Raw genomic sequence first — 21,946 nt, 5'->3', positions numbered from 1 at the left:
AATATATCTATGCGCCAATATCACGATCTCATGAAGGAAGTCCTTGCCAAGGGCGTTCAAAAGTCCGATAGGACAGGTACAGGAACGATCTCGGTGTTTGGGCACCAGATGCGCTTTAATCTGGCGGATGGCTTTCCCATGGTTACCACAAAGAAGCTACACCTCAAGTCCATCATTTATGAATTACTCTGGTTTCTCAAAGGCAGTACTAACAATAACTGGCTCAAAGAACGTGGCGTCTCTATTTGGAATGAATGGGCAGCACCAGATGGTGAACTAGGTCCAATTTATGGATATCAGTGGCGCTCTTGGCCAGCACCTAATGGCAAGCACATTGATCAGATTGCTGAAGTAGTTGAAACCATCAAGAAAAACCCAGACTCACGACGCATTATCGTTTCTGCTTGGAACGTAGCTGATATTCCGCAGATGGCCTTGGCTCCTTGTCATGCTTTCTTCCAGTTCTACGTAGCTGATGGCAAGCTCTCTTGCCAACTCTATCAACGTAGCGCAGATATTTTCTTAGGCGTGCCATTTAATATTGCTAGCTACGCGCTACTAACGCACATGATGGCTCAGCAATGCAATCTAGAAGTAGGCGACTTTATTTGGACTGGTGGCGATTGCCATTTATATAGCAATCATTTAGAGCAAGTCGATCTGCAGCTCTCACGGGATTTCTTGCCATTGCCTAAACTCAATATCTTGCGCAAGCCAGACTCTATCTTCGACTATGAGTTTGAAGATTTTGAAATTACCGGCTATGAGTCACATCCCCATATTAAAGCTCCCGTAGCTATTTAAGACTTTCAGAAAGCAATTGATGACCCAGCCTGCTATTTCCATGATCGTGGCCCGCTCTCGCAATCACGTCATTGGTCGTGACAATCAAATGCCTTGGAAGATCTCTGCAGATTTGCAGTTTTTTAAACGCGTGACCATGGGCTATCCAGTCATCATGGGTCGCAAGACCTGGGAGTCCATTGGTCGCCCACTGCCTGGTCGCCGCAATATCGTAGTTAGCAGAAATCCCAACTTTCAACTGAATGGTGCTGAGTTAGCCGGCTCTCTAGATGAAGCTCTTCAGCTCCTGAGCGATTCACCGCGGGTATTTGTGATTGGCGGGGAGCAACTGTTTACACAAGCTTTTCCTATAGCCGACACACTCTACCTGACAGAAATTAATATGGATGTAGATGGCGGTGATACTTTCTTTGAAGTCCCCGACCCCGCTTCATGGCATGAGATGGAGCGCACTCCGGGATCAGAGGGCGACATTACCTTCAGCTTTATCACTCTGAAGCGCAAATAAAAAAGGGCTCCGAGGAGCCCTTTTTTCATGCCTAAGATTGCCCTTACTGAACTACGATCTTAGAATCTTTGGCGAGCTGAGATAAGAAATCCATTTGCTTTCTTTGTGCCATACCATTCCGAATGGCCGCTTTAGCTTGCTCAAAAGAAGGTGGCTTACTAGATTTTTTATCTTCAAGCTTAATCAAATACCAACCTTGTTGCATTTGAATGGGGGACTGAGAAACTTGGCCCTTACCCAGGTTTACTAAGACTGCAGCAATTTGCGGAGAAACTTGTCCAGCCTGAACCCAGCCGATCGCTCCGCCCTGCACCTTATTGGGTGCCAGAGACACACTTCTAGCAACTTTATCAAAAGGCTCGCCCTTTTTAATTCGGCTTAAGGCGGCTTGTGCATCAGCTTCTGTGGCAACAGCAATATCACTTACCTTGTATTCCACCAACATACCTTGTGGACCTAGCGATGCGATCTCCTTGTTGTACTCAGCCTGAACGTCGGCATCAGTAATGGGATTTTTTGCCATAAAAGTGGATAGCTCAAGATCAGCCAAATAGTTTTGACGAATTAACATCAACTGTGTATTTGCTCTTTCAGAATCTGCAAGACCATCTTTCTCAGCGCGCTGAGAAAGTAGTAAGACTTCAATATATTTCTGGACTACAGCTTGACGCAACTCGGGCGAATCTTTCTGACCCTGAGAGAGCGCCATCTTGATTCCCTGCTCAACCATATCATTGGTGATGATCATGCCATTCACAGAAGCGGCCGCATTAATTGGAAGACCGCTTTGTTGAGCGTATGCGCCACCCATCACCGCACTAGATAAAAGACCGGCAATCAATAGTGAGCGAAGCTGAGATTTAAACAAGGAGTTAACGGTATTCATTGAGCTTAATCTTTCTATCTTTCTAAAAAAGTGTCTCAATGTTAACAGTAGCGTATAGCTAAAACCGATAAATAGGCTCGCTGGGCGTATAGGGATCAGCTGATTGGGTTTCGGTGGCTTCAGCCTCTTCCTCGCCCTCAGGTTGACTATAGTATTTTGAATCTCCAGGAGCTTGTTTGGCTTGAACTCTGTCTTGCGGCGGAGTATTTACCGGACCAAAAGGGCCCTCAGTCAAAGAGATAGGTTGATTATTAAATTCCCTTAATTGCTCAGGCGTATATGGCGAATAAGTAATAGACCCCGGTGGTGGTCCACTTTGGGCGGCCAAGGCCAAGCTCAGCAAGCCTAAGTAAGCTGCAAGTATTAATTTAATGTTCATTGACCGATTGTAGGTGAGATAGCGTCTATTTGAATGAATTACGAATAACCCCTAGATGCTCTCGCACCCAAGGCAACCGACACAATAACAATACAAAAATGACTGCGGCATAAATAGAGACGGTCTGCAAATCATTCTTGCCCGCCTTATGCCACCAATAGTGAATGATCGCTGTACAGGCAATCACATATACCAGTCGATGCAAGACGCTCCAGCGCCTTCCCAAAGCACGGACAGAAAAATGGTTCGAAGTAATTGCTAAAGGGATGAGTAAAACAAAGCTAGCAAAGCCCATGGTGATAAAAGGACGTTTGAGAACATCAGCCCACATCGTTTGCAGATCCAGATTTTGGTCAAGCCAAAACCAAATCAGAAAATGCAAGCTTGCGTAGAAGAAACAAAAGAGGCCCAGCATACGGCGCATCTTGATGAAGTTAGCCTGGCCTGTCAGTAAACGTAAGGGTGTCATTGCCAAGGTAATACAGAGAAAGACTAGTGCCCAAGTACCGGTAGAGCGGGTGGCAAATTCAATAGGATTTGCCCCTAAGTCATCCTGAAGACCTAGCCATACTAAGCGCCCCAATGGCAGTAAAGAAAGGATAAATAAGAGAGGCTTGAAATACTTCATAGATGAATACTAAACGAGCCCTAGATCCTAAGGTAATGCTGTCAAATCTTGAATTAATTTGCTATGCTGAGGTCTCAATTAAGGATAAACATGACCGACATCGACCAAAACCAAACTGATGAAGATTTTGACTATGGCTGCGAATGCGCAATGGCTTTGTTGAATGAACCCACCGAAGATCGTCTCAATGACTTAATTGATGATCTGGATGAAGATGGGATGATCTCCACTGAAGTAGTCTACGGCTTGCTTGCCACGATTCTGATGAGTCTAAATGAAGAAGATCATGAGGGTGAAGAGCATTAATCTTTAGACTCTTGCGCAAGTACTTGCGCAGCAAATGTATTCATGGCCTGTGCCATCTGAATATCTAGCGTTGTCAATCCTTGGTGCGAGTGCGTAGTGAGTTCTACGCTCACCTTATTCCAAGAATTCGACCAATCGGGATGGTGATTAATCTTCTCGGCATACTGAGCGCTCAAGCTCATAAATTCAAATGCTTGCTTGAAATTAGAGAAGGTCAATTCTCTACAAAGCTTTTTTCCAGAGCTATCCAGTACCCAAGACGGAGTACTTCTTTGGAAGTCGAAACCTTGTGGCAATGGGGATGGCTTCATTTAGGAACTCACACTTTGCGATAGTTGTTTCAAATCATCAGGATACAGCCAGCACCATTCACCTTCAAGCAGCTCCGTAGGCATGACATAGGCACCAATTTGTACCCGGTGTAGTTTGGCCACATGATTACCAACCGCAGCCATCATGCGCTTCACTTGGTGATAACGCCCTTCCACAATCGTCATTGCCAGAACATTTTCAGAAATCTGCTGACAAGCAGTAGCAAAGCAGGGTTTTGGATCATCATCCAAAACTACTCCGCTCAATAGATGCTCAATTTGACTCGGCGTGATGGGATCAGGTGTCGTGATCTCATAGACCTTCCCAATATTTTTCTTTGGGGTCGTCATCTGATGAATGAACTGGCCATCATCGGAGATTAATAACAAGCCTGTGGTGTCAAAATCCAAACGGCCCACACATTGCAAACCCCGCTCTACAAATGGTGCTGGCAGGAGGCTATAAACGCTAGGGTGATGGGTGGTTTTATGTGAGCACTCATAATTGGGCGGCTTATTAAAGGCAATATAGGCCTTCTCGTGGTACTCCCAATCTTGGCCTGCCACATTTAAAACCAACCCTTCGGTCGCAATACGTTCCTCGGGATCTTCTGCTAACACCCCATTTACTTTCACCAAGTCTGCAAACACCAGATCACTACAGTAGCGACGCGTTCCAAAGCCTTGGCTAAAAAGAATCTTTTCGAGGGAAATGGGTTTTGCCATATGCTAAACAGAATACTATAGAGACTGCATTTTAGACTTCTGGGCAGCTGAAAGCCCAATTGATTATGATTGCATTATTGCCCTTGAAGAGCCCTTGATTGTCTTTATTCACTATGCTTTCTGATCCAAAACCCCGCAACCCACTCCATACTCGCACAGTCACGTTTCAAGGCTACGCCAGAGAAGATGGTCTATGGGATATTGAGGGTCATCTCGTGGATATCAAATCTCATCCCTTTGTTACTGGCTCCAAAACTTGGGAACCCGGTCAAGCTATTCACGATATGTGGATACGCATCACGGTGGATGATCACCTCACTATTCAAAATATTGAAGTAGCGATGGATAGCCATCCCCATCCAGAATGTCCTGAAGTCATTCCACCAATGGATGGATTGATTGGCGCGCGCATTGGCAAAGGTTGGCGCAAAACCATTGAAACGCACTTAGGTGGAACCAAAGGTTGCACCCATTTGCGCGAACTTCTCAACAATATGGCTACAGCTGCCTATCAGTCGATTCCTGGTGCGCTGTTTGATGACGATGAGAGTAAGCCGCCCCTCTATTTAGGAACCTGTAAGTCTTGGGATTTTGATGGCCCAGTAGTGATGCGCGTCTATCCCCAGTTTTATCAGTGGAAGAAGTAAATCACTACCTAGAAGTCACCGCGATGCACATTAAAGGCATTAAAAGCCTGCTGAACTGGCATCACCTCTAGAACATTAATGTTCATATGACTAGGCAAGGTCGCAGACCAGTAAATGGTTTCAGCAACATCGTCAGCACTTAAGGCTTTCACTCCGGTATAGACCTTCTCCGCCTTGTCATCATCACCTTTAAAGCGCACATTCGAAAATTCTGTACCAGCACACATCCCTGGCTCTATACAGGTGACACGCACTGGAGTACCGATCAGATCAGCCCGCAGGTTAAGGCTAAATTGTTTGACAAATGCTTTAGTGCCGCCATACACATTCCCACCCGGATAAGGATAGTTTGCAGCTACCGATCCTAAGTTAATCACATGGCCACATTTACGCTCGACCATGCCTGGCAAAAATGCACGACTCATATGCACTAGCCCTTTGATGTTGGTATCAATCATGCGATCCCAATCTTCTAAAAATGCTTTATGTGCTGGCTCAAGCCCAAGTGCTAAGCCCGCGTTATTCACTAAGACAGTCACTTTAGAGAACTCCGCTGGCAATGCACTTGCTAGGGCATCCACTTTAGTGCTGTCACAAACATCTACAGTCATTGTGTGCAGTTTTTGTTGTTGGTCAGCAGGTAAGGATGCTTTGAGAGCCTCTAAACGCTCCATTCTTCTGCCTACCGCAATCACTTTATGACCACCCGCCAAAAAGCGCCTTGCAGTCGCCTCACCAAACCCAGCAGTAGCCCCAGTCACTAAAACAGTATGTTCCATACTTCCTCTTTTTTGGATGTTAAATATTTGTCATTTAATATTAATGCTTATATGACATTCTTGCGCACCCTTATTGTTTCCGTCCTATTGATACAAGGATCTTGGGTCTATGCGGATGGATCTGTGAGCACTCTTCCATTTGGCCTGATCAACGCCTCACAAGAGCATTCTCAAGACCATATCTTAGAGTTTTGGGGTTACCACGATTACCTGGGCTCAGAGAACTATAGTGATACCTTGAAGTTGCGCTACTACAACCCACTAAATATTGGTGACTGGCATGGTACCGCTAGGTTAGACACTGCCTATACCTCGAACTACGGACCCCAACAAGCTAACCAATCAACTGGTACCTATACACCTAGCTACGCCATGTTCACAGTTTGGGGCGGCCTACCAAGTTGGCTAGGGAATGCCGGTGCCCGAGTAATCGCACCACTCCAAACTCCAGGGCAATGGGCTGTAGGGCCACAACTAAGCACTTCATTTAGGCCGAAAAATTCTGATTCCAGTGTGCTCTCAGATTTCTCACCCTTGACACGCTATATGTACGGCTTTGATTCCAAGGCTGCGCCGGGTTCAACCCCTCCCGCTTTAGTAAGGCGCTTAGAGCTATATCCGACCATAGGAATTAACCTAAGTCCAAGCACACAGATTCGTTTTTGGGATGAAAACGGCATTAATTACAACTCCGCTGGTGGCGGTTGGTTTGTGCCAATCGATGCAATGGTGACGCATCGAGTTAATCAAAATTTCTTATTTGCAGTGGGATTTGCAAAACAAGTTGTGCAAACCTATCAACAATATGATTGGTCCCTTTACAGCAAGTTGTCATTCAATTTTTAGGGTCGCCACTTATTAGGCAAGATCTACTAGAGTCTGGCCTTCTACTTGGGCTGCACCTGATTTGACCAAGGCCTGCACTAACCACTGCTCAAACTCTGGTGTATCCATATTGAGTTGCTTGGCCGCGCTCTGTAACGCCGGTGTATTTGCAATCCACTCATTGACCAAATCAAGGCCTTTGGAGCGCCATTCAATGAGTTTATATTTCAGCAAAACTTTGGCGCCATGGCGAGCATTGCGATCAAGGTCAGAAGCCAAGTAATCCAATCTTGATCGGGCAGTTGCCAGGGATTTCTCCAGATCAGTAAATGGCTTGCCATGTCCTGGAATTACCAAGTCGACCTGAAGACTGTCGATTAAATCCAAAGTCTGGGCTACTTCTTCAAATCCTGGCTCACCCCACATCTCCGGAAAAATGACCCCAAAACCTTCCTCCCACAGTGCATCAGCAGAAATCAGAATGCGGTGCTCTGCTTGATACAGCATCACTGAGTGGGGATCATGTCCTGGGGCAGCCAATATTTTCCAGGGATAGCGCCCTAACAATATTTCTTGGCCGGGGATGAGAAGTCCTTGATGTATAAATCGTGGACATTCTTGTCCCAAGTTTTGATAACTGAGTAAATCTTCATTCCAATCCTGAACTGCCGACGCTTCAGCCGCTGGAATAGCAATTTGACAATGAAATGCCGTGGCTAAAGCAGCATTACCGCCACAATGATCGGAATGCAAATGCGTATTCACTACTTTATTTAAATGGGATAAGCCATGCTTGTTGAGCGCATTACGAACTAAATCTATGGTGAGATTTTGATGAGCACAGTAGCCACTATCCACCAGAGAAACATCTTTCTCTCCAAAGTGAAAGATGTTATTTGCTGAGAGCCAACCTCGCTCAAAGACTTCAATCCCTGGGGGCAATAAACTACTTGGCACTTTAGTTCTTAATGGTTAACTGAGTGGTGAGCTCTAACTTGCGCACGTCAAACTGCTGAGTCTGCAGTCGCTGTAACAGATCTTCGTAGACTTTTTTGTCAAGCTGAGGCGTTCTGGAGAGCACCCAAAGATATTCACGGCGCGGATCACTCACTGCAGCAACCTGGTATTGAGAGTCTAGATCGATCACCCAGTAATCGCCCCAAACCATCGGCAAGAATGAAAGCCAAGCTGGGGCAAACCGAACTTCCAACTTCGGAGAATCTGGGGCGCCTATCTGTCGCGCAGTGCCTTCTGCCTCAGAGGTGGCACCATCAGCAGTTTTGCAACTATTAAGCACTTTTAAATTACCATCCGGTCTTGCTGAATACACTGCCTTAGTGTTGCTCACACATTTCTTCTGAAACCAGTTCGGAAATTTGGCAATCTCATACCAAGTCCCTAGATATTTAGGCACATCGAGAGTTGCAATCGTTTTAACGGGTACATCAGTAGTTTGTCCACTGCTTTGGCTAAAGGCAGATAAAGGTACAAGAAGAAAAAGGCTTAATACAGCGGCTTGGATATTGATCATGGTTAATAGTACTTCTTCAAATCCATGCCGGTATACATGCTTGCTACCTGCTCAGCATAACCATTAAACATTTGGGTTTTAATCTTAGGGGCAAAGACTCCTTTAGCATCACCAATGCGACGTTCCGTTGCCTGACTCCAGCGCGGATGATCTACCTGCGGATTGACATTGGAATAAAAGCCGTATTCGCGTGCGTCAATTTGATTCCAACTGGTCTTAGGCATCTCTTCAGTAAACCGGATTTTGACAATCGACTTGGCACTTTTGAAACCGTATTTCCAGGGCACCACAATGCGAACTGGTGCTCCATTTTGCTTTGGGAGAACCTCGCCATACAAACCAAATGTCAGTAAGGTGAGTGGGTTCATTGCCTCATCCATGCGTAAGCCTTCGCGATAAGGCCAGTCAATGATGCTGCTTTTGACTCCAGGCATTTGTTTACGATCGGCCAAGGAAACAAATTCCACATATTTAGCCGAAGCAAGCGGCTCTACTTTGGTAATTAACTTTGAAAGTGAATAGCCATCCCAAGGAATCACCATAGACCAACCCTCAACGCAGCGCATGCGATAGATACGCTCTTCCATGGGCGCTATTTTTAGTAGTGCATCGATATCTAAGGTCAGCGGTTTTTTGACTAAGCCTTCAATCGAGATGGTCCAGGGACGAGTTTGTAAGGTATTTGCATACTCTGCAGGATCAGCCTTGTCAGTACCAAACTCGTAAAAGTTGTTATAGCTGGTGACGTACTTTAGCGGAGTCATCTCCTCTTTGGATGAGTAAGTTGGATTGAGTGTCGCTGCCAATTTATCGGGGTTTGCTGCAAAAGCCTGCCTGGAAAACCAAGGGGTCAGGGCGGCACCAAAACTTCCAGCTGCAGCGGCTTTAATGAGGGAGCGGCGCTGCTCAAAAACGGCTTGAGGAGTGATATCGCCAGGAAGAATAGTCTTATCGATAAATCGCATGATTGGCCCTATCTGTTGAATCACTCCATTTTGCTACTGATGGTCACTTATTGCTTGCTACTCATTAAATGCTGCAATTTACTGACCCAGATGGGCGGCTCGCATCTTATTCATGAGGGCACGACTATGTTGATCCATGCCACCAACCATGGTTGCCAGCGCAGGATAGTCTTTGATGAGAGTCTCGCCTCCATAAAAGCGCAATAACCAATCTGGAAAGCTTCGCTCAGAAATCTCTCGAATCTCGAGTAACTCAATGCGATGATGGCGTTTGTCTTCCTGAATGCGCTTCCAAATTTTCATAATGTTGGCGCGCTCACCTTCAATGATCTGGCCAAACTGTTGATTGTCGTAAAACAAAATTCCTGTAACGCCGCACTTCAAATTAAATGCCCTAGCCGATTCCAGTAGGCGCATTAAACCCAAGAAAGACATGTCTGAGACAGACTCGCTCAAATAACTCAGCTCAACAAGGTCTTGTGATTTTGGCATAGGAGGATATTGGCGCTTTGAAGAAAAAGGCAAACCCGAGAGTTTGCCCTTTCACATTCAGAGTAGCTTAATCATTAAGCTTTGACAGCTTTCAAATCTACATTAAAAGTGGCGCTTGGACGCATTACAGCCTCCAATTTGGCTGGATCAGCCATAAAGTAACCGCCAATATCTGCTGGCTTACCTTGAACGGCTTTGAACTCACTAATAATCTTCTGCTCATCAGCCTGCAAGGACTTCGCCAAAGGTGCAAAGTAGGCTTGCAATTCTTTATCCTCGGTTTGCGCAGCTAAAGCTTCTGCCCAGTACATCGCCAAATAGAATTGGCTGCCACGGTTATCCAACTCGCCAGTACGTGGTGAAGGTGACTTATTGTTATCCAATAACTTACCAGTCGCTTCATCTAAGGTACGAGCCAAGATCTTCACTTTGGGATTACCAGTTTTATCGCCAATATCTTCGAGAGATACTGCTAAAGCCAAGAACTCACCAAGTGAATCCCAGCGCAAATGATTTTCTTCAACCAACTGTTGGACGTGTTTTGGAGCTGAACCACCAGCACCGGTTTCAAAGAGGCCGCCACCCGCCATCAAAGGTACGATGGAGAGCATCTTGGCGCTGGTACCCAATTCCATAATCGGGAACAAGTCAGTGAGGTAATCACGCAAAATATTTCCGGTAACAGAAATCGTGTCTTTGCCACGAATGACGCGCTCTAGGGTGTAACGCATTGCACGGGTCTGGGACATGATCTGAATATCAACGCCTTCAAGGTCATAGTCTTTGAGATAGGTCTTGACCTTCTTGATCAACTCTGCTTCATGAGGACGGTACTCATCCAGCCAAAATACTGCGGGGGTATTAGAAAGGCGGGCACGATTGACAGCCAACTTGACCCAATCCCGAATTGGGGCATCTTTCACTTGGCACATACGCCAGATATCACCCTCTTCCACATTTTGCTCGAGCAACACGGTGCCATCATCAGCCACGATCCGCGCTACACCTGCTTCTGGAATCTCAAAGGTTTTGTCATGTGAACCATATTCTTCTGCTTGTTGAGCCATCAAGCCTACATTCGGCACAGTACCCATGGTCTTTGGATCAAAGTTGCCGTGGGTCTTACAGAAATTGATCATTTCTTGATAGATACGTGCAAAAGTACTTTCTGGAATGACGGCCTTGGTATCATGCAAACGACCATCAGCACCCCACATCTTGCCGCCCACACGAATCATGGCAGGCATTGAAGCGTCTACGATCACATCGCTTGGGGAATGCAGATTGGTGATGCCTTTAGCAGAATCTACCATCGCCAATGCTGGGCGATGCTCGTGACATGCATGCAGATCTTGAATGATTTCTTCACGCTTAGACTCCGGCAGCGTCTTGATCTTTTCATACAAGCTGCTCATACCATTGTTCGGGTTCACGCCCAACTCTTCAAACAATTTGGCATGTTTTTCAAACGCTTCTTTGTAGAAGATTTTGACGGCATGACCGAATACGATTGGGTGCGACACCTTCATCATGGTTGCCTTGACGTGCAAGGACAACATCATGCCGGTCTTATATGCATCTTCGATTTCTTTTTCATAAAACTCGCAGAGTGCTTTTTTGCTCATGTACATGCTGTCAATAATTTCGCCAGCCAACAAAGAGACTTTAGGTTTAAGAACAATGGTCTTGCCGCTCTTGGTAACCAGATCCATCTTCACATCACATGCCTTGGTCATCGTCATGGACTTCTCACTAGAGTAGAAGTCGCCGCCATGCATATGTGAAACGTGCGTACGGGAAGCTTGACTCCACTCACCCATGGAGTGAGGGTTTTTACGTGCATAACGCTTTACAGCGGGAGGAGCACGACGGTCAGAGTTTCCTTCGCGCAAGACTGGGTTCACGGAACTACCCAAGCACTTAGAGTAACGGGTACGAATCGCCTTCTCTTCATCCGTTTTAGGATCTTCAGGGAAATCTGGGAGCTTGTAACCTTTGGATTGCAACTCTTTAATAGCTGCCAACAGCTGAGGAATAGACGCACTAATGTTTGGCAACTTAATAATGTTGGTGTCTGGCATCAAAGTCATCTTGCCGAGTTCGGCCAAATTATCAGGAACTTTTTGCTCAGAGCTAAGGCAGTCAGAAAATTCAGCCAAGATACGGGCCGCAACAGAAATATCGCTCTTTACAACTTCTACACCAGCAGGTGCGGTGAAAGTTTGGATGATGGGCAAAAATGCACAGGTCGCCAAAAATGGCGCTTCATCTGTGAGCGTGTAAATAATCTTTGATTTCTCTGAAGCCATGAACGTTTCCTCAATATTGAACAATTTACCGGGCTAGGATTTGACCTGGCCGCCCTCACATCTGCCTTAAGTAAGCCGCTTTTAGCTTGCCCACCACCAAGGAGTTGAGACTTCTATTTTAAATCATGGGGTATGACAAAAATGCCAGATTTGCACCTCAAAGTTGCCCATAATCGCCCATGTAAGGGAATTCACCGACTGAGCCAGTAATATACTGACGAGTCAATATCAGCCAAATAGGAAAATCATCATGAGCGAACTCCAGAAAATCGATACCGTTGTAGGTAATGGCAAAGAAGCAGCTGCCGGCAATCACGTTGACGTGCACTACACCGGCTGGCTATATGACGAAAATGCCCCGGATCATAAGGGCCAAAAATTTGATAGCTCATTAGATCGCGGTCAACTCTTTAGTTTTCCACTTGGCGCTGGCCATGTCATTAAAGGCTGGGACGAAGGTGTTGCCGGTATGAAGATTGGTGGCAAACGAACCCTCATCATCCCCTCTGAAATGGGTTATGGTCCGCGCGGAGCTGGTGGAGTCATTCCTCCCAATGCCACGCTGGTATTTGATGTGGAATTGCACGGCGTCAATTAATGCCCTTGCACCCAATCAGAATGCAAAAGGCCACCCGAGGGTGGCCTTTTTATTGAAACCTGTGATCCTGTTAAGAGCGCAAATCTTTGCCATTTAAGGTCAAGCGATTAGCAGAGCGAGTCTGACATAAGGAGATCAGGCGATTTCTTTCCGCCAACACCTTGTCTGCATAGCCACCATCATCCTCAGCATTAGCAGCGCCCACGTAGTACTTCAAACCATTACGCAAGGAACCCGCAGTTGCAATCAGGTACTTCAAAATATAAGCACCTACACGGATATTGACTTCAGGCTTAACCGCCTCGGTTGCACCGCCATACAGCGCGTACTTATCTTTATGTACCGCAGTCATCACTTGCATCAAACCTTCGGCGCCAGCTTGACTCTTAGTATTCGGGTTGAAGTTTGATTCAACAGAAATCACGGCGAGCAATAAGACGGGGTCAATATTGACTTCTTTCGCAATCAAAATCGTATTAGAGACGTACTCCTCAATCTTGGCGCGATCGAGTTTGTATTTCTTCTCATAGAAATCCGCAATTGCGCGCTGATTCTGAATGGAGCCCATTAAGTTGCTATCTAAAGCCTGGGGATCCATTTTTGAACTTGGAATTCGGTCTGCCAAATGGGAAATCGACTTCACCTGCAACTGGGCTACTGAGGGCATTAGGAGCGCTACAGTCTGCTGTTTAGCACTAGATAGGCCCGTTGAGGCTGGACTTGCCTTGCTATAGACCACAGCAGCAATACCAGTATCGACTGTTTGGGCAGCTTCATCGGAAGTTTTGTATTGCTCCAACATGCCAAAGCCATTGCTCCAGACAATGTGGCGAGCCTCATCAGGCACTAAGACACGAGCCAAATCAAAGGCGCCGGCATTGGTGCCATTTCCTGAAAGCCAGAGTCCCACAATCATGAATACAGCCAAAATGAGGATGCCGTTAATGACCTGATAGATCGGGGCCATAGCGTGTGCAAGCAATTCTTTAGCTGCCGGTATCGACGTGATGGCCGGTGGCGCTTCTTGCATCTCACTCAAATTGTTGGATAAACATTTACTCATTTATAAATTTGCGACACTACACAATCTGAACTACTGGACTATGTTGCAGCGCAATATGTAAAAAACATGGGTCATCCTAAGAAGGTTCTTATATCAAGTCAAGAATAAAGAAAGTGCTTTCCATAACTTTTAGGTCTTGAAATACGGGAGATCCCGTATATGTATGCTGAAATCTTATATAAATCTATTTAAATCAATTACTTAGGAATGTTAGGGGATACTTATTTCATACTGTAAAAAAACCGTCAAATTCTGACTTTTTTACGATTTGAAAGAAAAAATCGCCCATAAAAATGGCACATCTAGTGTTGAAAGCCAAATGCATTTCTACGGGTAGTAGCCCTATAAAATTGCTGCAAAGCATTATTTCTAAAGTGATTTCCATTTTTCTAGAAAAGAATTTACTTTGCTGAGAACCCCCTACACTGACGATTCATGAAAGCTCTCCGTAAATTTCTCATCTTCGTAATCTTCAGTGCGCCCTTCAGCGCTTATGCCTTATTTGATGAATGCAAAGATCTCTTCCCCGCGCAACAGATCCCTAGCAGCTCACAGGCTGGACGTGATCTTTGCTTTGACAGCTTTGCCATCTATTACTCTCCGGCGGATAAGAAGCCTATCTATACGGTGGAAAAGCTGAGTCGCGAGCAATGGCTGGCTCCTCACCCTCGCAGAACGAATCAGTTCTATGAAGAAGCCAGGCTGCCTTTTGCAGAAAGAGCTTTGCTGTCTGACTACCGTGGCAGCGGCTATGACCGAGGCCACAATGTGCCAGCAGGCGATATGAATAATGAACGATCCATGGCGCAATCCTTTTCATTGGCCAACATGATGCCCCAAGCGCGACAAAACAATCAGGGCATTTGGGCCAAGAACGTAGAAGAGCCAACAAGGCAGTATGTCAAAAGAGCCGCTGGTGAAATTTATGTCTTTACGGGCTCTATCGGAAATAGTGGAAGCATTGGTAGCGGCCATGTAACTGTTCCGAGCCATCTATATAAATTGGTTTATGACCCTAGTAAAAATGTAGCATGGGCCTATTGGATTGAAAACACCAACGATGCAAATATGACTCCGCCGATTTCTTATCAGGAGCTTATGGAAAAAACAGGGATTGATTTTCATTTACCAATGACGAATGTCAATCATGCTGCCAAACCCAAGGATATGACCACTAAGCCTGGCAAGGCAAAGATTGGCGGCTGGTATCCCGTCTTTTTTGACGACTACTCTGCTGCCAAGGTAGAGCAAGTTGTTAGCAACATTCAGGCGGGTCGGATTGCGAGCATTCAGATTCAATACGACCGCAATAGTGAGCTTGCCAACAAGATTCAAACGCAGATTGAATCTCAAACGGCCACCAAAGTTACCTTAATTCAAAGCAGTCCGCCAGACTCTGCAACCGTGACCTACGAACGTAATCGCGTCACTGCAATTATTCACTCTCAGTAATTACGCCTTAGGCTTGATGCCATGCGCTGCCTTAATGGGTGCCAATAGACCTCGCAGGCCGTTATGATCAAGCGTGTGCATCAACTCCAGCAGTTGACCTAACTCCCCTTTAGGGAAACCCTCGCGCGCAAACCACGCTAAGTAATTTCCAGGCAAATCAGCCAATGCACGCCCTGCATATTTTCCAAATGGCATTTTCATTAATACAAGTTTTTCTAAAGCTTCTGCATTCATTGTTCAGAAATCTTACAAGCAAATGTAATAAGCCCTACAAAGCTTGCCATTTATAGGCTCGTGGTCATTTCTTCAATTGAGAATCATTCTTATTTGGTGATATATTGAGAACCATTCTCAATTATATTTTTCAACCACCAAACTCATATCATCATGAAATTAACCATCAAAAGACTCATTGCCTTTAGCTTCATTCTTGCAACTGCTTTACACCTTTCATTTGCCCATGCAGGTGAAGGTGTATTTGGTTGGATCTATACCTTAGACCTTCAACCCAAAGGAAAACTGGAGTTTGAACAACGCCTACAGTTAAATCAACAACAGGCTGCCGGAACTTATGAAGCTTGGACTGCCAGAACTGAATTGGAGTACGGTCTCACCAATGAGTTACAAGTCGCTGGCTATATCAACTCTTATTACACCAACGCCAATCAGAACTACACCAATCCAGAGGCATGTGAAGATGCATCTACCTGTACAGGTGGTTATGCCGTTCCCTCCTCGCATGACCCTGCGACCCCTTATAGAAAAAGTGGCATCGAGGGCGGCTCATTAGAAGCAATTTATCGCATCACCAATCCAGTAACCTCCCCCGTTGGTGTTGGTCTTTATCTCGAGCCTACATGGGGCAGAAATAAAGATGAGCTTGAAGCTAGACTCTTATTGCAATCCAACTTCATTGATGACCGTCTCATCCTCGCTGGTAACGTTGTAGTAGCCAATGAGCGGCTGAAATTTATTGAAAATGGCAATGTTCCCGAGTCGATGCTCGACTTCTTAGTGGGTGCCAGCTATCGCTTTGCTCCAAAGTGGTCTGCCGGGGTAGAGGCACGCTTTCATAACGACTATTCAGAGCTTAATCTCCGTAACCAGGTACAGCGCGCCACCTTTGTAGGGCCCAATGTCCACTATGCCGCTAAAGACTGGTGGGTGACTGGTGCTTGGCGCTATCAATTAGCAGGCGGAAACTGCATGGGTGGCGGTGAAGCGGAATGTTCAGATGCTCGGGTTTGGGATAGCCATACCGTGAATGAATTTATCGTCAAAGTCGGTTTTCCAATCAACTAATCAGAACACATTTGATGAACTGGAAACCTAATCCTGTTGCGATGGTGGGCTTGGCAATGGTCAGTGTACCGATCATTGCCCAGGCAAAAATTTATGTCTCCATAGACCAGGCACAGAAAATTTTATTTCCCAATAAGCCGCTGACTAAAGCACCTATCCTGATTACGGATGATTTACAAGACAAGCTAAGAGCTGCTTCTAGCATTCGCCATCCTTTTCAAGGTGAGCGCATCTGGAAAACTGCGAATGGCGGCTGGTTGATCGTCGATGAAGTGGTTGGCAAGCATGAAATGATTACCTACGCTGTTGGGATAGCACCTAACGGCAGCATCTTGGGTATCGAGATTTTAGAATATGTTGAATCCTATGGATACGAAGTCGCTGAAGCCCAATGGCGGACACAATTTACCGGTAAGACTGCTAAAGATCCTATTAAGTTAAATCAGGATATCCAAAATATTGGTGGTGCCACCCTCTCATGCAAACACATCACTGATGGCGTGAAACGTGTCAGCGTTTTATATGAACTAGCGCTCAAAGAAAAATGAAGGCGCGCGCTCGGCCCTTACTGGGGGCCTTTGTTGAGATCTCGATTGAGTTAGAGAGTTGCCAAAATGCAATGGATGAAGCCTTTGAGGCAATCCAACAAGTTCAAGACTTAATGAGTTTTCATGATCCACTCAGCGAGCTGAATCAAATCAATCGCTACGCCCATATCAAACCTATCGATATTCATCCTTGGACCGCTCAAGTATTAAGAATTGCTCAAGACATTTATACGCAGTCAGGTGGCTTATTTAATTGCGGTATTGGGCATCGATTGGTAGAAGCGGGTCTATTACCCCGAAATATTGATGTATTTAATCACTCACTTGGTGGCATTGAAGATGTTCAATTGATAAAGCCTGAGAAAATTCAAGTGAGCAAACCTGTTTGTTTAGATCTAGGTGGCATTGCTAAAGGCTTTGCAGTTGATAAAGCTGTTGAGGTATTGATACAAAACGGCGTCTCCTCTGGGTGCGTTAATGCAGGCGGCGATCTACGCGTATTTGGTAACAGACCAAGGCCAATCCAAATCCGCAATCCAAGTTCACCACAGCATTTGATTGATATTGGCACATTACACAATGGCGCCATTGCAACCAGCGCTCTCTACTTTGCCCATAGAGATAGAAAACCAAGTCACATCATCAATCCCATGGCAAAAGAGGCAAATGACATCTACTTTCATTTTTCTGAATCCTTTTCCATCATCGCGAGTGAATGTGTGTACGCAGATGCACTTACTAAAGTACTTGCTCTCTCGAAACGACCCAATCATCCTTGTTTCGATTACTTTAACGCACAAGCTATCAAGATCACCGCATGAGTCGCTTAGGGAAGATGCCAAACTGGCAAAGATCATTTGTGCTCACTAGTATGCTGGCTTGTTCACTATCGGGCTGCCTCTATTTACTGGGCCACGAGTTTCGGATTCAGAAAAGCTGGCTGGGCAATCACACCGTCTTGGCTACCCATGGGATTGCTGCCATGCTGGCGATATTGGCTTTGGGCTCAGTCCTACCATTTCATCTGAAAGCAGGCTTCAAATCTCAAAAGAAAAGGTTGAGTGGCTTTAGTCAGTTGGGTTTTTTGGGTGCATTGGTAATCACAGGTGCTTTACTGTATTACGGTCCTGCAGATATTCGAGATGAAGTGATTCAGACTCACTGGATGATTGGCCTGCTATTTACTGCCATCTTTTTGATCCATGGCTTCAGAAAATATTCAGGCCCCCAGAAGTAAAAAAGCCCTCAGTGCTAATACGCTGAGGGCTTCTTGTTCGCATCAGTGCTATTGCTTAGTGGCCACCTGCACCACCTAAGTAAGCTGCTTTAACAGCTGGGTCATCTTTGAGTTTTGCAGCTGGGCCATGGGTTGCAATCTTGCCGTTCTCCAATACATAACCATAGTCCGCCACGTTTAGAGCGGCGGCAGCAAACTGCTCGACCAACAACATGGTGACACCTTGAGACTTGAGGCTGGAGATGATCTTAAACACTTCCTCAACCAAGATTGGCGCTAAGCCCATTGACGGTTCATCCAAGAGAATAATCTCGGGATTTAACATCACGGCACGCGCCATTGCCAACATCTGCTGTTCACCACCAGATAAAGTGCCTGCCAATTGATTGCGACGCTCTTTTAAGCGCGGGAACATCTCTAAGGACTTCTCCAAGTCATTCTTGATATCGCCTTTTGGACGGCTACCAGTAAAACGTGGGAATGCACCTAGCAATAGATTGTCAGTCACTGACATGGTTGTAAAGACACGGCGGCCTTCAGGGCTGTGCGCTAAACCTAAACGGGCGATTTTATGAGAGTCGTAACCGTCAATTTTTTCACCGCCCAAAGTTACTTCGCCAGCAGTGGGTTTAATCATGCCGGTGATTGCCCGCATGGTGGTCGTTTTACCGGCACCGTTTGAGCCGATCAAAGTAATCACCTGACCTTTAGGGACATCAATATTGATGCCGTGGAGGACTTTGACTTTGCCGTAGCCGGCTTCAAGATTCTTAATAGATAACATGGTATTTACCGATTCAATATTGTTCTAGTGATTAAGTACCCAAGTAGGCATGAATCACCTTCTCGTCTGCCTGAACTTCAGCGGGTTTACCTTCTGCAATCTTCTGACCGAAGTCCAATACAGAAACGGTATCGCATACTGACATCACCACGTCCATGTGATGCTCAATCAGGATAAAGGTAATGCCGTTATCGCGAATCTTACGAATAATGCGCAAGAGTTCTTGAATATCGGGAGCAGTGAGACCAGCAGCTGGCTCATCCAAGAGGAGCAATTCTGGGTCAAGGGCCAATGCACGAGCAATTTCTAGCAAGCGCTGCTTACCGTATGGCAAGTTACGCGCTTCTTCGTTTGCTAGGTCGTCTAAGCCAACAAACTTGAGCAAAGCCATTGCGCGAGCATGTGCTTCAGCCTCTTCACGCTTGTAACGTGGCAGGTGCAAAGCAATTTCCACCATATTGGACTTGAAGGTGTGATGCAGACCAACCAAAATATTTTGGATGGCGGTCATTTCACCAAAGAGCTGAACGTTTTGGAAAGTACGAGCAATACCGGACAAAGCAATGTCAGAAGAAGTTCTGCCAACAACACTCTCACCCGCATAAAGAACGTTACCTGCGGTAGGCACATAAATACCAGTCAAGACGTTCATCATCGTGCTCTTACCGGAACCGTTCGGACCGATCAAACCGTGAATGGTGCCGCGCTTAATGCTGAGGTCAACATTGTTTAAGGCTTTCAGGCCACCGAACTGCATCAATACAGAATCCACCTTGAGAAGTTCTGCGCCAGCATTTTGATTGCCTACAGCACTAATAAAGCTGATGGAATCATCCACTACCTCTGCATCGCCACCACGAGTAGTCTTCGCCTTGCCTGCAATAGACTGGTAGAAGCTCTTCGCAAAACCAACAATACCGTTTTGCAAGTAGTACACCACCAACAAAATCATGAAGCCGAAAATACTCAGGCGCCAGTCAGAAATACTATTGAGCCAGAAGGAGAACGCCGCTAAACCGACTACGCCAGCAATAGGCACAGCCACGCGTTTTGGAGTAGTCACTTTTTTAGACAAGGCCATTGCAGCACCTAGCACCACCACAATAGCAATGATGGAAGCCACAATACGGAACAAGAAGATGTCATCTAGCAACTTCGGCAACAACACAATAATGGCAGCACCAATTACCGCGCCCAGACGAGACTTGCGTCCACCCATGATGATGCCCAGCAAGAACAGCACTGCTAATTCATTGTTATAGGTGTTCGGAGAAATGTACTGCTCGGAGTAAGCGTACAAGCAACCTGCTAAACCAGCAAAGGCTGCACTGATCACGAATGCAATCACCTTAAAGCGATATACAGAAACACCCATACAGTCGCAAGCAATCGGACTATCACGCAATGCTTCAAACGCACGTCCCATTTGGGATTTCACAAAACGATCGATCACGATGAGCGCCAGAATCGTAATGACCGATACCAACCAGAAATACTCTGCTTTAGTCATTGGTACACCCATGAGCTCAGGGCGAGTCAACTTAATACCCAATGGGCCTTCAGTCAACCAAGTCATCTCGTTAATCAAAATCTGTGCAATGGTGCCAAACGCCAAAGTCACCATCGCTAGATAAGGACCAATCACCTTAAGGGCCGGCAATGCCAAGATGCCACCAAAGATTGCAGTCACGATGATCGATGCTGGAATAGTGACCCAAATTGGTAAGCCAAAATGGAAGAACAAAATACCGGCCGTGTAAGAGCCAATACCGAACAAAGCAGCATGACCCAAAGATACTTGCCCAACATATCCCACAACAATATCTAAACCAAATAACAGAATGGTGTAGATCAGAATGGTTTCTGCTAAGTGGATGTAATACGGGTTATGAACAAAGAGTGGCAAACAAAATAGGCCGACTATTGCAATTAATATGGGTAATAGAGACTTCAATTTCATCATTAAACTTTCTTAATCGCAGATTTGCCGAAGAGACCAGATGGTTTGTATGCCAACACCAGCAATAACAAGATCAAACCTGGAACATCTTTGTAACCAGTAGAGATGTAAAAACCAGTAGCGGTTTCCACAATACCGAGAATCAATCCACCCACAATGATTCCGAGACCGCTAGATAAGCCGCCAATAATCGCCACCGCGAAGGCCTTCAAACCAAGAGCGCCACCCATGGTCGCGCCAGTCAAAGTCAATGGTGCAATCAATACACCTGCGAAGGCTGCAGTCAATGAGGACAATGCATAAGAGAAGGTAATGACCATGCTGGTGTTAATACCCATTAGGCCTGCAGCATCACGGTCGTTTGCAGTTGCCACAACTGCTTTTCCGTAAATCGTTTTACGGTTAAAGAACTCTACCAATAACATCATGACCAGTGCACCAACAACCACCAAAATTTCCATTGGGAGAATATTGGCTCCCAAGAAATTCATTGGCTCCATTGGAAGCGGGGATGGGAATGGCAATGCATCACGACCCCAAATATTTTCAGCAACGTTCTTAAAAATAATACCGAGTGCAATGGTAGACATAATCCAACCAAATTCGGATTTGATTTTGATGGCAGGACGCACACCAATAAGCTCAACAAAGCTACCTTGAATCATTCCGAAAATACACACAATCGGAATCATTGCCCAATAGTTGATGCCAAAGGTATCAACGCAGGTCAAACCAACCAGGGCACCCAACATCAAGGCTTCACCCTGACCGAAGTTCAATGTGCCTGAAGTGGCAAAAGTAAGCTGGAAACCGAAAGCGATAACCGCATAGATCATCCCCACTGCGATACCGCTCGAGAGGATTTGTGCAAGCATGTCCATTTTTTGGCCTAAATATACTTAATAC

27 protein-coding genes are annotated in these 21,946 nt (G+C 45.8%); 11 read left to right on the top strand and 16 right to left on the bottom strand.

The annotated features are described in order from the left end of the window. Positions 1-9 precede the first annotated feature (9 nt). On the top strand, positions 10-804 hold the full coding sequence (locus C2757_RS02050) for a thymidylate synthase (RefSeq protein WP_215375498.1): 795 nt from the start codon (positions 10-12) through the stop codon (positions 802-804). A 19-nt stretch (positions 805-823) separates the two neighbouring features. Further along, positions 824-1,312, top strand: coding sequence for a dihydrofolate reductase (locus C2757_RS02045; protein ID WP_215375495.1), 489 nt, complete (start codon positions 824-826; stop codon positions 1,310-1,312). A 43-nt stretch (positions 1,313-1,355) separates the two neighbouring features. On the opposite strand, the gene C2757_RS02040 is transcribed toward C2757_RS02045, so the two are convergent. From C2757_RS02040 to msrQ, 3 genes are read right to left on the bottom strand one after another with little or no spacing between them, the layout of a single operon-like run. Next, entirely contained in the window at positions 1,356-2,198 is an 843-nt protein-coding gene (locus tag C2757_RS02040) for a peptidyl-prolyl cis-trans isomerase (RefSeq protein ID WP_215375493.1), read from the bottom strand. Positions 2,199-2,256: 58 nt separating this feature from the next. Next, a complete protein-coding gene (locus tag C2757_RS02035) occupies positions 2,257-2,577 on the bottom strand; it encodes a hypothetical protein (protein ID WP_251366772.1) in 321 nt (106 codons plus the stop codon). Positions 2,578-2,602: 25 nt separating this feature from the next. Further along, positions 2,603-3,205 carry a protein-methionine-sulfoxide reductase heme-binding subunit MsrQ gene (msrQ, locus tag C2757_RS02030; RefSeq protein WP_215375491.1) on the bottom strand — a complete coding sequence of 201 codons (603 nt, stop codon included), beginning with the start codon at positions 3,203-3,205 and terminating at the stop codon, positions 2,603-2,605. A 90-nt stretch (positions 3,206-3,295) separates the two neighbouring features. Between msrQ and C2757_RS02025 the strand changes: the two genes are divergently transcribed. Further along, entirely contained in the window at positions 3,296-3,511 is a 216-nt protein-coding gene (locus tag C2757_RS02025; protein ID WP_215375489.1) for a hypothetical protein, read from the top strand. Here the strand turns inward: C2757_RS02025 and C2757_RS02020 are convergent. Both C2757_RS02020 and C2757_RS02015 read right to left on the bottom strand, forming a co-directional pair. Further along, the gene (locus tag C2757_RS02020) at positions 3,508-3,822 is read right to left on the bottom strand and encodes a 4a-hydroxytetrahydrobiopterin dehydratase (RefSeq protein ID WP_215375486.1); all 315 of its coding nucleotides are present in this window, start codon (positions 3,820-3,822) and stop codon (positions 3,508-3,510) included. The two genes, C2757_RS02025 and C2757_RS02020, sit on opposite strands and share 4 nt — an antisense overlap. Beyond that, positions 3,823-4,548, bottom strand: coding sequence for a pseudouridine synthase (locus C2757_RS02015; protein WP_215375483.1), 726 nt, complete (start codon positions 4,546-4,548; stop codon positions 3,823-3,825). Positions 4,549-4,646: 98 nt separating this feature from the next. On the opposite strand from C2757_RS02015, the gene C2757_RS02010 reads away from it, so the two are divergent. Continuing rightward, complete coding sequence (locus tag C2757_RS02010) at positions 4,647-5,195, top strand: DUF2889 domain-containing protein (RefSeq protein WP_371817024.1); 549 nt, start codon at positions 4,647-4,649, stop codon at positions 5,193-5,195. Between the two features lie 8 nt (positions 5,196-5,203). On the opposite strand, the gene C2757_RS02005 is transcribed toward C2757_RS02010, so the two are convergent. Then, positions 5,204-5,974 carry an SDR family oxidoreductase gene (locus tag C2757_RS02005; protein ID WP_215375480.1) on the bottom strand — a complete coding sequence of 257 codons (771 nt, stop codon included), beginning with the start codon at positions 5,972-5,974 and terminating at the stop codon, positions 5,204-5,206. Between C2757_RS02005 and C2757_RS02000 the strand changes: the two genes are divergently transcribed. Next, on the top strand, positions 5,966-6,820 hold the full coding sequence (locus tag C2757_RS02000) for a hypothetical protein (protein WP_251366771.1): 855 nt from the start codon (positions 5,966-5,968) through the stop codon (positions 6,818-6,820). The genes C2757_RS02005 and C2757_RS02000 overlap by 9 nt on opposite strands. Positions 6,821-6,832: 12 nt before the next feature. Here the strand turns inward: C2757_RS02000 and C2757_RS01995 are convergent, their stop codons facing one another. The 5 genes from C2757_RS01995 to C2757_RS01975 form a co-directional block, all read right to left on the bottom strand. After that, positions 6,833-7,756, bottom strand: coding sequence for an MBL fold metallo-hydrolase (locus C2757_RS01995; RefSeq protein WP_251366770.1), 924 nt, complete (start codon positions 7,754-7,756; stop codon positions 6,833-6,835). 1 nt (position 7,757) lies between these two features. Further along, entirely contained in the window at positions 7,758-8,330 is a 573-nt protein-coding gene (locus tag C2757_RS01990) for a lipocalin family protein (RefSeq protein WP_215375478.1), read from the bottom strand. A 2-nt stretch (positions 8,331-8,332) separates the two neighbouring features. Further along, a complete protein-coding gene (msrP, locus tag C2757_RS01985) occupies positions 8,333-9,295 on the bottom strand; it encodes a protein-methionine-sulfoxide reductase catalytic subunit MsrP (RefSeq protein ID WP_215375475.1) in 963 nt (320 codons plus the stop codon). 78 nt (positions 9,296-9,373) lie between these two features. Continuing rightward, positions 9,374-9,787, bottom strand: coding sequence for a BLUF domain-containing protein (locus C2757_RS01980; RefSeq protein ID WP_215375472.1), 414 nt, complete (start codon positions 9,785-9,787; stop codon positions 9,374-9,376). A 74-nt stretch (positions 9,788-9,861) separates the two neighbouring features. Continuing rightward, positions 9,862-12,096, bottom strand: a complete 2,235-nt coding sequence (locus C2757_RS01975; protein ID WP_215375469.1) for an NADP-dependent isocitrate dehydrogenase — start codon at positions 12,094-12,096, stop codon at positions 9,862-9,864. Between the two features lie 250 nt (positions 12,097-12,346). Between C2757_RS01975 and C2757_RS01970 the strand changes: the two genes are divergently transcribed. Further along, on the top strand, positions 12,347-12,694 hold the full coding sequence (locus C2757_RS01970) for an FKBP-type peptidyl-prolyl cis-trans isomerase (RefSeq protein ID WP_215375467.1): 348 nt from the start codon (positions 12,347-12,349) through the stop codon (positions 12,692-12,694). Positions 12,695-12,764: 70 nt separating this feature from the next. On the opposite strand, the gene C2757_RS01965 is transcribed toward C2757_RS01970, so the two are convergent. Beyond that, positions 12,765-13,757: a transglycosylase SLT domain-containing protein gene (locus C2757_RS01965; protein WP_215375464.1), complete on the bottom strand. Its 993-nt coding sequence runs from the start codon at positions 13,755-13,757 to the stop codon at positions 12,765-12,767. Positions 13,758-14,192: 435 nt separating this feature from the next. Here C2757_RS01965 and C2757_RS01960 point away from each other — a divergent pair, with 435 nt between their 5' ends. Next, a complete protein-coding gene (locus C2757_RS01960; RefSeq protein WP_215375461.1) occupies positions 14,193-15,209 on the top strand; it encodes a DNA/RNA non-specific endonuclease in 1,017 nt (338 codons plus the stop codon). Here C2757_RS01960 and C2757_RS01955 read toward each other — a convergent pair whose 3' ends face one another. Beyond that, complete coding sequence (locus C2757_RS01955; RefSeq protein WP_215375458.1) at positions 15,210-15,443, bottom strand: DUF3820 family protein; 234 nt, start codon at positions 15,441-15,443, stop codon at positions 15,210-15,212. Between the two features lie 153 nt (positions 15,444-15,596). Between C2757_RS01955 and C2757_RS01950 the strand changes: the two genes are divergently transcribed. The 4 genes from C2757_RS01950 to C2757_RS01935 are packed head-to-tail and all read left to right on the top strand — an operon-like array spanning position 15,597 to position 18,296. Then, positions 15,597-16,511: a DUF6662 family protein gene (locus C2757_RS01950; RefSeq protein WP_215375456.1), complete on the top strand. Its 915-nt coding sequence runs from the start codon at positions 15,597-15,599 to the stop codon at positions 16,509-16,511. 14 nt (positions 16,512-16,525) lie between these two features. Continuing rightward, positions 16,526-17,059, top strand: coding sequence for an FMN-binding protein (locus C2757_RS01945; RefSeq protein WP_215375452.1), 534 nt, complete (start codon positions 16,526-16,528; stop codon positions 17,057-17,059). After that, positions 17,056-17,880: an FAD:protein FMN transferase gene (locus C2757_RS01940; protein WP_215375449.1), complete on the top strand. Its 825-nt coding sequence runs from the start codon at positions 17,056-17,058 to the stop codon at positions 17,878-17,880. Before C2757_RS01945 ends, C2757_RS01940 begins: the two co-directional genes overlap by 4 nt. Then, entirely contained in the window at positions 17,877-18,296 is a 420-nt protein-coding gene (locus C2757_RS01935; protein ID WP_215375446.1) for a hypothetical protein, read from the top strand. The genes C2757_RS01940 and C2757_RS01935 overlap by 4 nt, the downstream gene beginning before the upstream one ends. A gap of 55 nt (positions 18,297-18,351) precedes the next feature. Here C2757_RS01935 and C2757_RS01930 read toward each other — a convergent pair whose 3' ends face one another. The 3 genes from C2757_RS01930 to C2757_RS01920 are packed head-to-tail and all read right to left on the bottom strand — an operon-like array spanning position 18,352 to position 21,921. Next, a complete protein-coding gene (locus C2757_RS01930; protein ID WP_215375444.1) occupies positions 18,352-19,080 on the bottom strand; it encodes an ABC transporter ATP-binding protein in 729 nt (242 codons plus the stop codon). A gap of 31 nt (positions 19,081-19,111) precedes the next feature. Next, positions 19,112-21,040 (bottom strand): ATP-binding cassette domain-containing protein, encoded by a 1,929-nt coding sequence (locus C2757_RS01925; protein WP_215376760.1) that lies wholly within the window; start codon positions 21,038-21,040, stop codon positions 19,112-19,114. A gap of 2 nt (positions 21,041-21,042) precedes the next feature. Continuing rightward, on the bottom strand, positions 21,043-21,921 hold the full coding sequence (locus C2757_RS01920) for a branched-chain amino acid ABC transporter permease (protein WP_215375441.1): 879 nt from the start codon (positions 21,919-21,921) through the stop codon (positions 21,043-21,045). Positions 21,922-21,946: the final 25 nt, after the last annotated feature.

The organism is Polynucleobacter sp. MWH-Svant-W18 (assembly GCF_018687495.1).
GTDB lineage: Bacteria > Pseudomonadota > Gammaproteobacteria > Burkholderiales > Burkholderiaceae > Polynucleobacter.
This window is presented reverse-complemented; position numbering and strand designations above follow the sequence as displayed.

Coding starts and splice junctions, on each gene's coding strand:
- C2757_RS02050 (WP_215375498.1), top strand. CDS start 10: ATGCGCCAATATCACGATCTCATGAAGGAAGTCCTTGCCAAGGGCGTT.
- C2757_RS02045 (WP_215375495.1), top strand. CDS start 824: ATGACCCAGCCTGCTATTTCCATGATCGTGGCCCGCTCTCGCAATCAC.
- C2757_RS02040 (WP_215375493.1), bottom strand. CDS start 2,198: ATGAATACCGTTAACTCCTTGTTTAAATCTCAGCTTCGCTCACTATTG.
- C2757_RS02035 (WP_251366772.1), bottom strand. CDS start 2,577: ATGAACATTAAATTAATACTTGCAGCTTACTTAGGCTTGCTGAGCTTG.
- msrQ (WP_215375491.1), bottom strand. CDS start 3,205: ATGAAGTATTTCAAGCCTCTCTTATTTATCCTTTCTTTACTGCCATTG.
- C2757_RS02025 (WP_215375489.1), top strand. CDS start 3,296: ATGACCGACATCGACCAAAACCAAACTGATGAAGATTTTGACTATGGC.
- C2757_RS02020 (WP_215375486.1), bottom strand. CDS start 3,822: ATGAAGCCATCCCCATTGCCACAAGGTTTCGACTTCCAAAGAAGTACT.
- C2757_RS02015 (WP_215375483.1), bottom strand. CDS start 4,548: ATGGCAAAACCCATTTCCCTCGAAAAGATTCTTTTTAGCCAAGGCTTT.
- C2757_RS02000 (WP_251366771.1), top strand. CDS start 5,966: ATGTTCCATACTTCCTCTTTTTTGGATGTTAAATATTTGTCATTTAAT.
- C2757_RS02005 (WP_215375480.1), bottom strand. CDS start 5,974: ATGGAACATACTGTTTTAGTGACTGGGGCTACTGCTGGGTTTGGTGAG.
- C2757_RS01990 (WP_215375478.1), bottom strand. CDS start 8,330: ATGATCAATATCCAAGCCGCTGTATTAAGCCTTTTTCTTCTTGTACCT.
- msrP (WP_215375475.1), bottom strand. CDS start 9,295: ATGCGATTTATCGATAAGACTATTCTTCCTGGCGATATCACTCCTCAA.
- C2757_RS01980 (WP_215375472.1), bottom strand. CDS start 9,787: ATGCCAAAATCACAAGACCTTGTTGAGCTGAGTTATTTGAGCGAGTCT.
- C2757_RS01975 (WP_215375469.1), bottom strand. CDS start 12,096: ATGGCTTCAGAGAAATCAAAGATTATTTACACGCTCACAGATGAAGCG.
- C2757_RS01970 (WP_215375467.1), top strand. CDS start 12,347: ATGAGCGAACTCCAGAAAATCGATACCGTTGTAGGTAATGGCAAAGAA.
- C2757_RS01965 (WP_215375464.1), bottom strand. CDS start 13,757: ATGAGTAAATGTTTATCCAACAATTTGAGTGAGATGCAAGAAGCGCCA.
- C2757_RS01960 (WP_215375461.1), top strand. CDS start 14,193: ATGAAAGCTCTCCGTAAATTTCTCATCTTCGTAATCTTCAGTGCGCCC.
- C2757_RS01955 (WP_215375458.1), bottom strand. CDS start 15,443: ATGAATGCAGAAGCTTTAGAAAAACTTGTATTAATGAAAATGCCATTT.
- C2757_RS01950 (WP_215375456.1), top strand. CDS start 15,597: ATGAAATTAACCATCAAAAGACTCATTGCCTTTAGCTTCATTCTTGCA.
- C2757_RS01945 (WP_215375452.1), top strand. CDS start 16,526: ATGAACTGGAAACCTAATCCTGTTGCGATGGTGGGCTTGGCAATGGTC.
- C2757_RS01940 (WP_215375449.1), top strand. CDS start 17,056: ATGAAGGCGCGCGCTCGGCCCTTACTGGGGGCCTTTGTTGAGATCTCG.
- C2757_RS01935 (WP_215375446.1), top strand. CDS start 17,877: ATGAGTCGCTTAGGGAAGATGCCAAACTGGCAAAGATCATTTGTGCTC.
- C2757_RS01930 (WP_215375444.1), bottom strand. CDS start 19,080: ATGTTATCTATTAAGAATCTTGAAGCCGGCTACGGCAAAGTCAAAGTC.
- C2757_RS01925 (WP_215376760.1), bottom strand. CDS start 21,040: ATGAAATTGAAGTCTCTATTACCCATATTAATTGCAATAGTCGGCCTA.
- C2757_RS01920 (WP_215375441.1), bottom strand. CDS start 21,921: ATGGACATGCTTGCACAAATCCTCTCGAGCGGTATCGCAGTGGGGATG.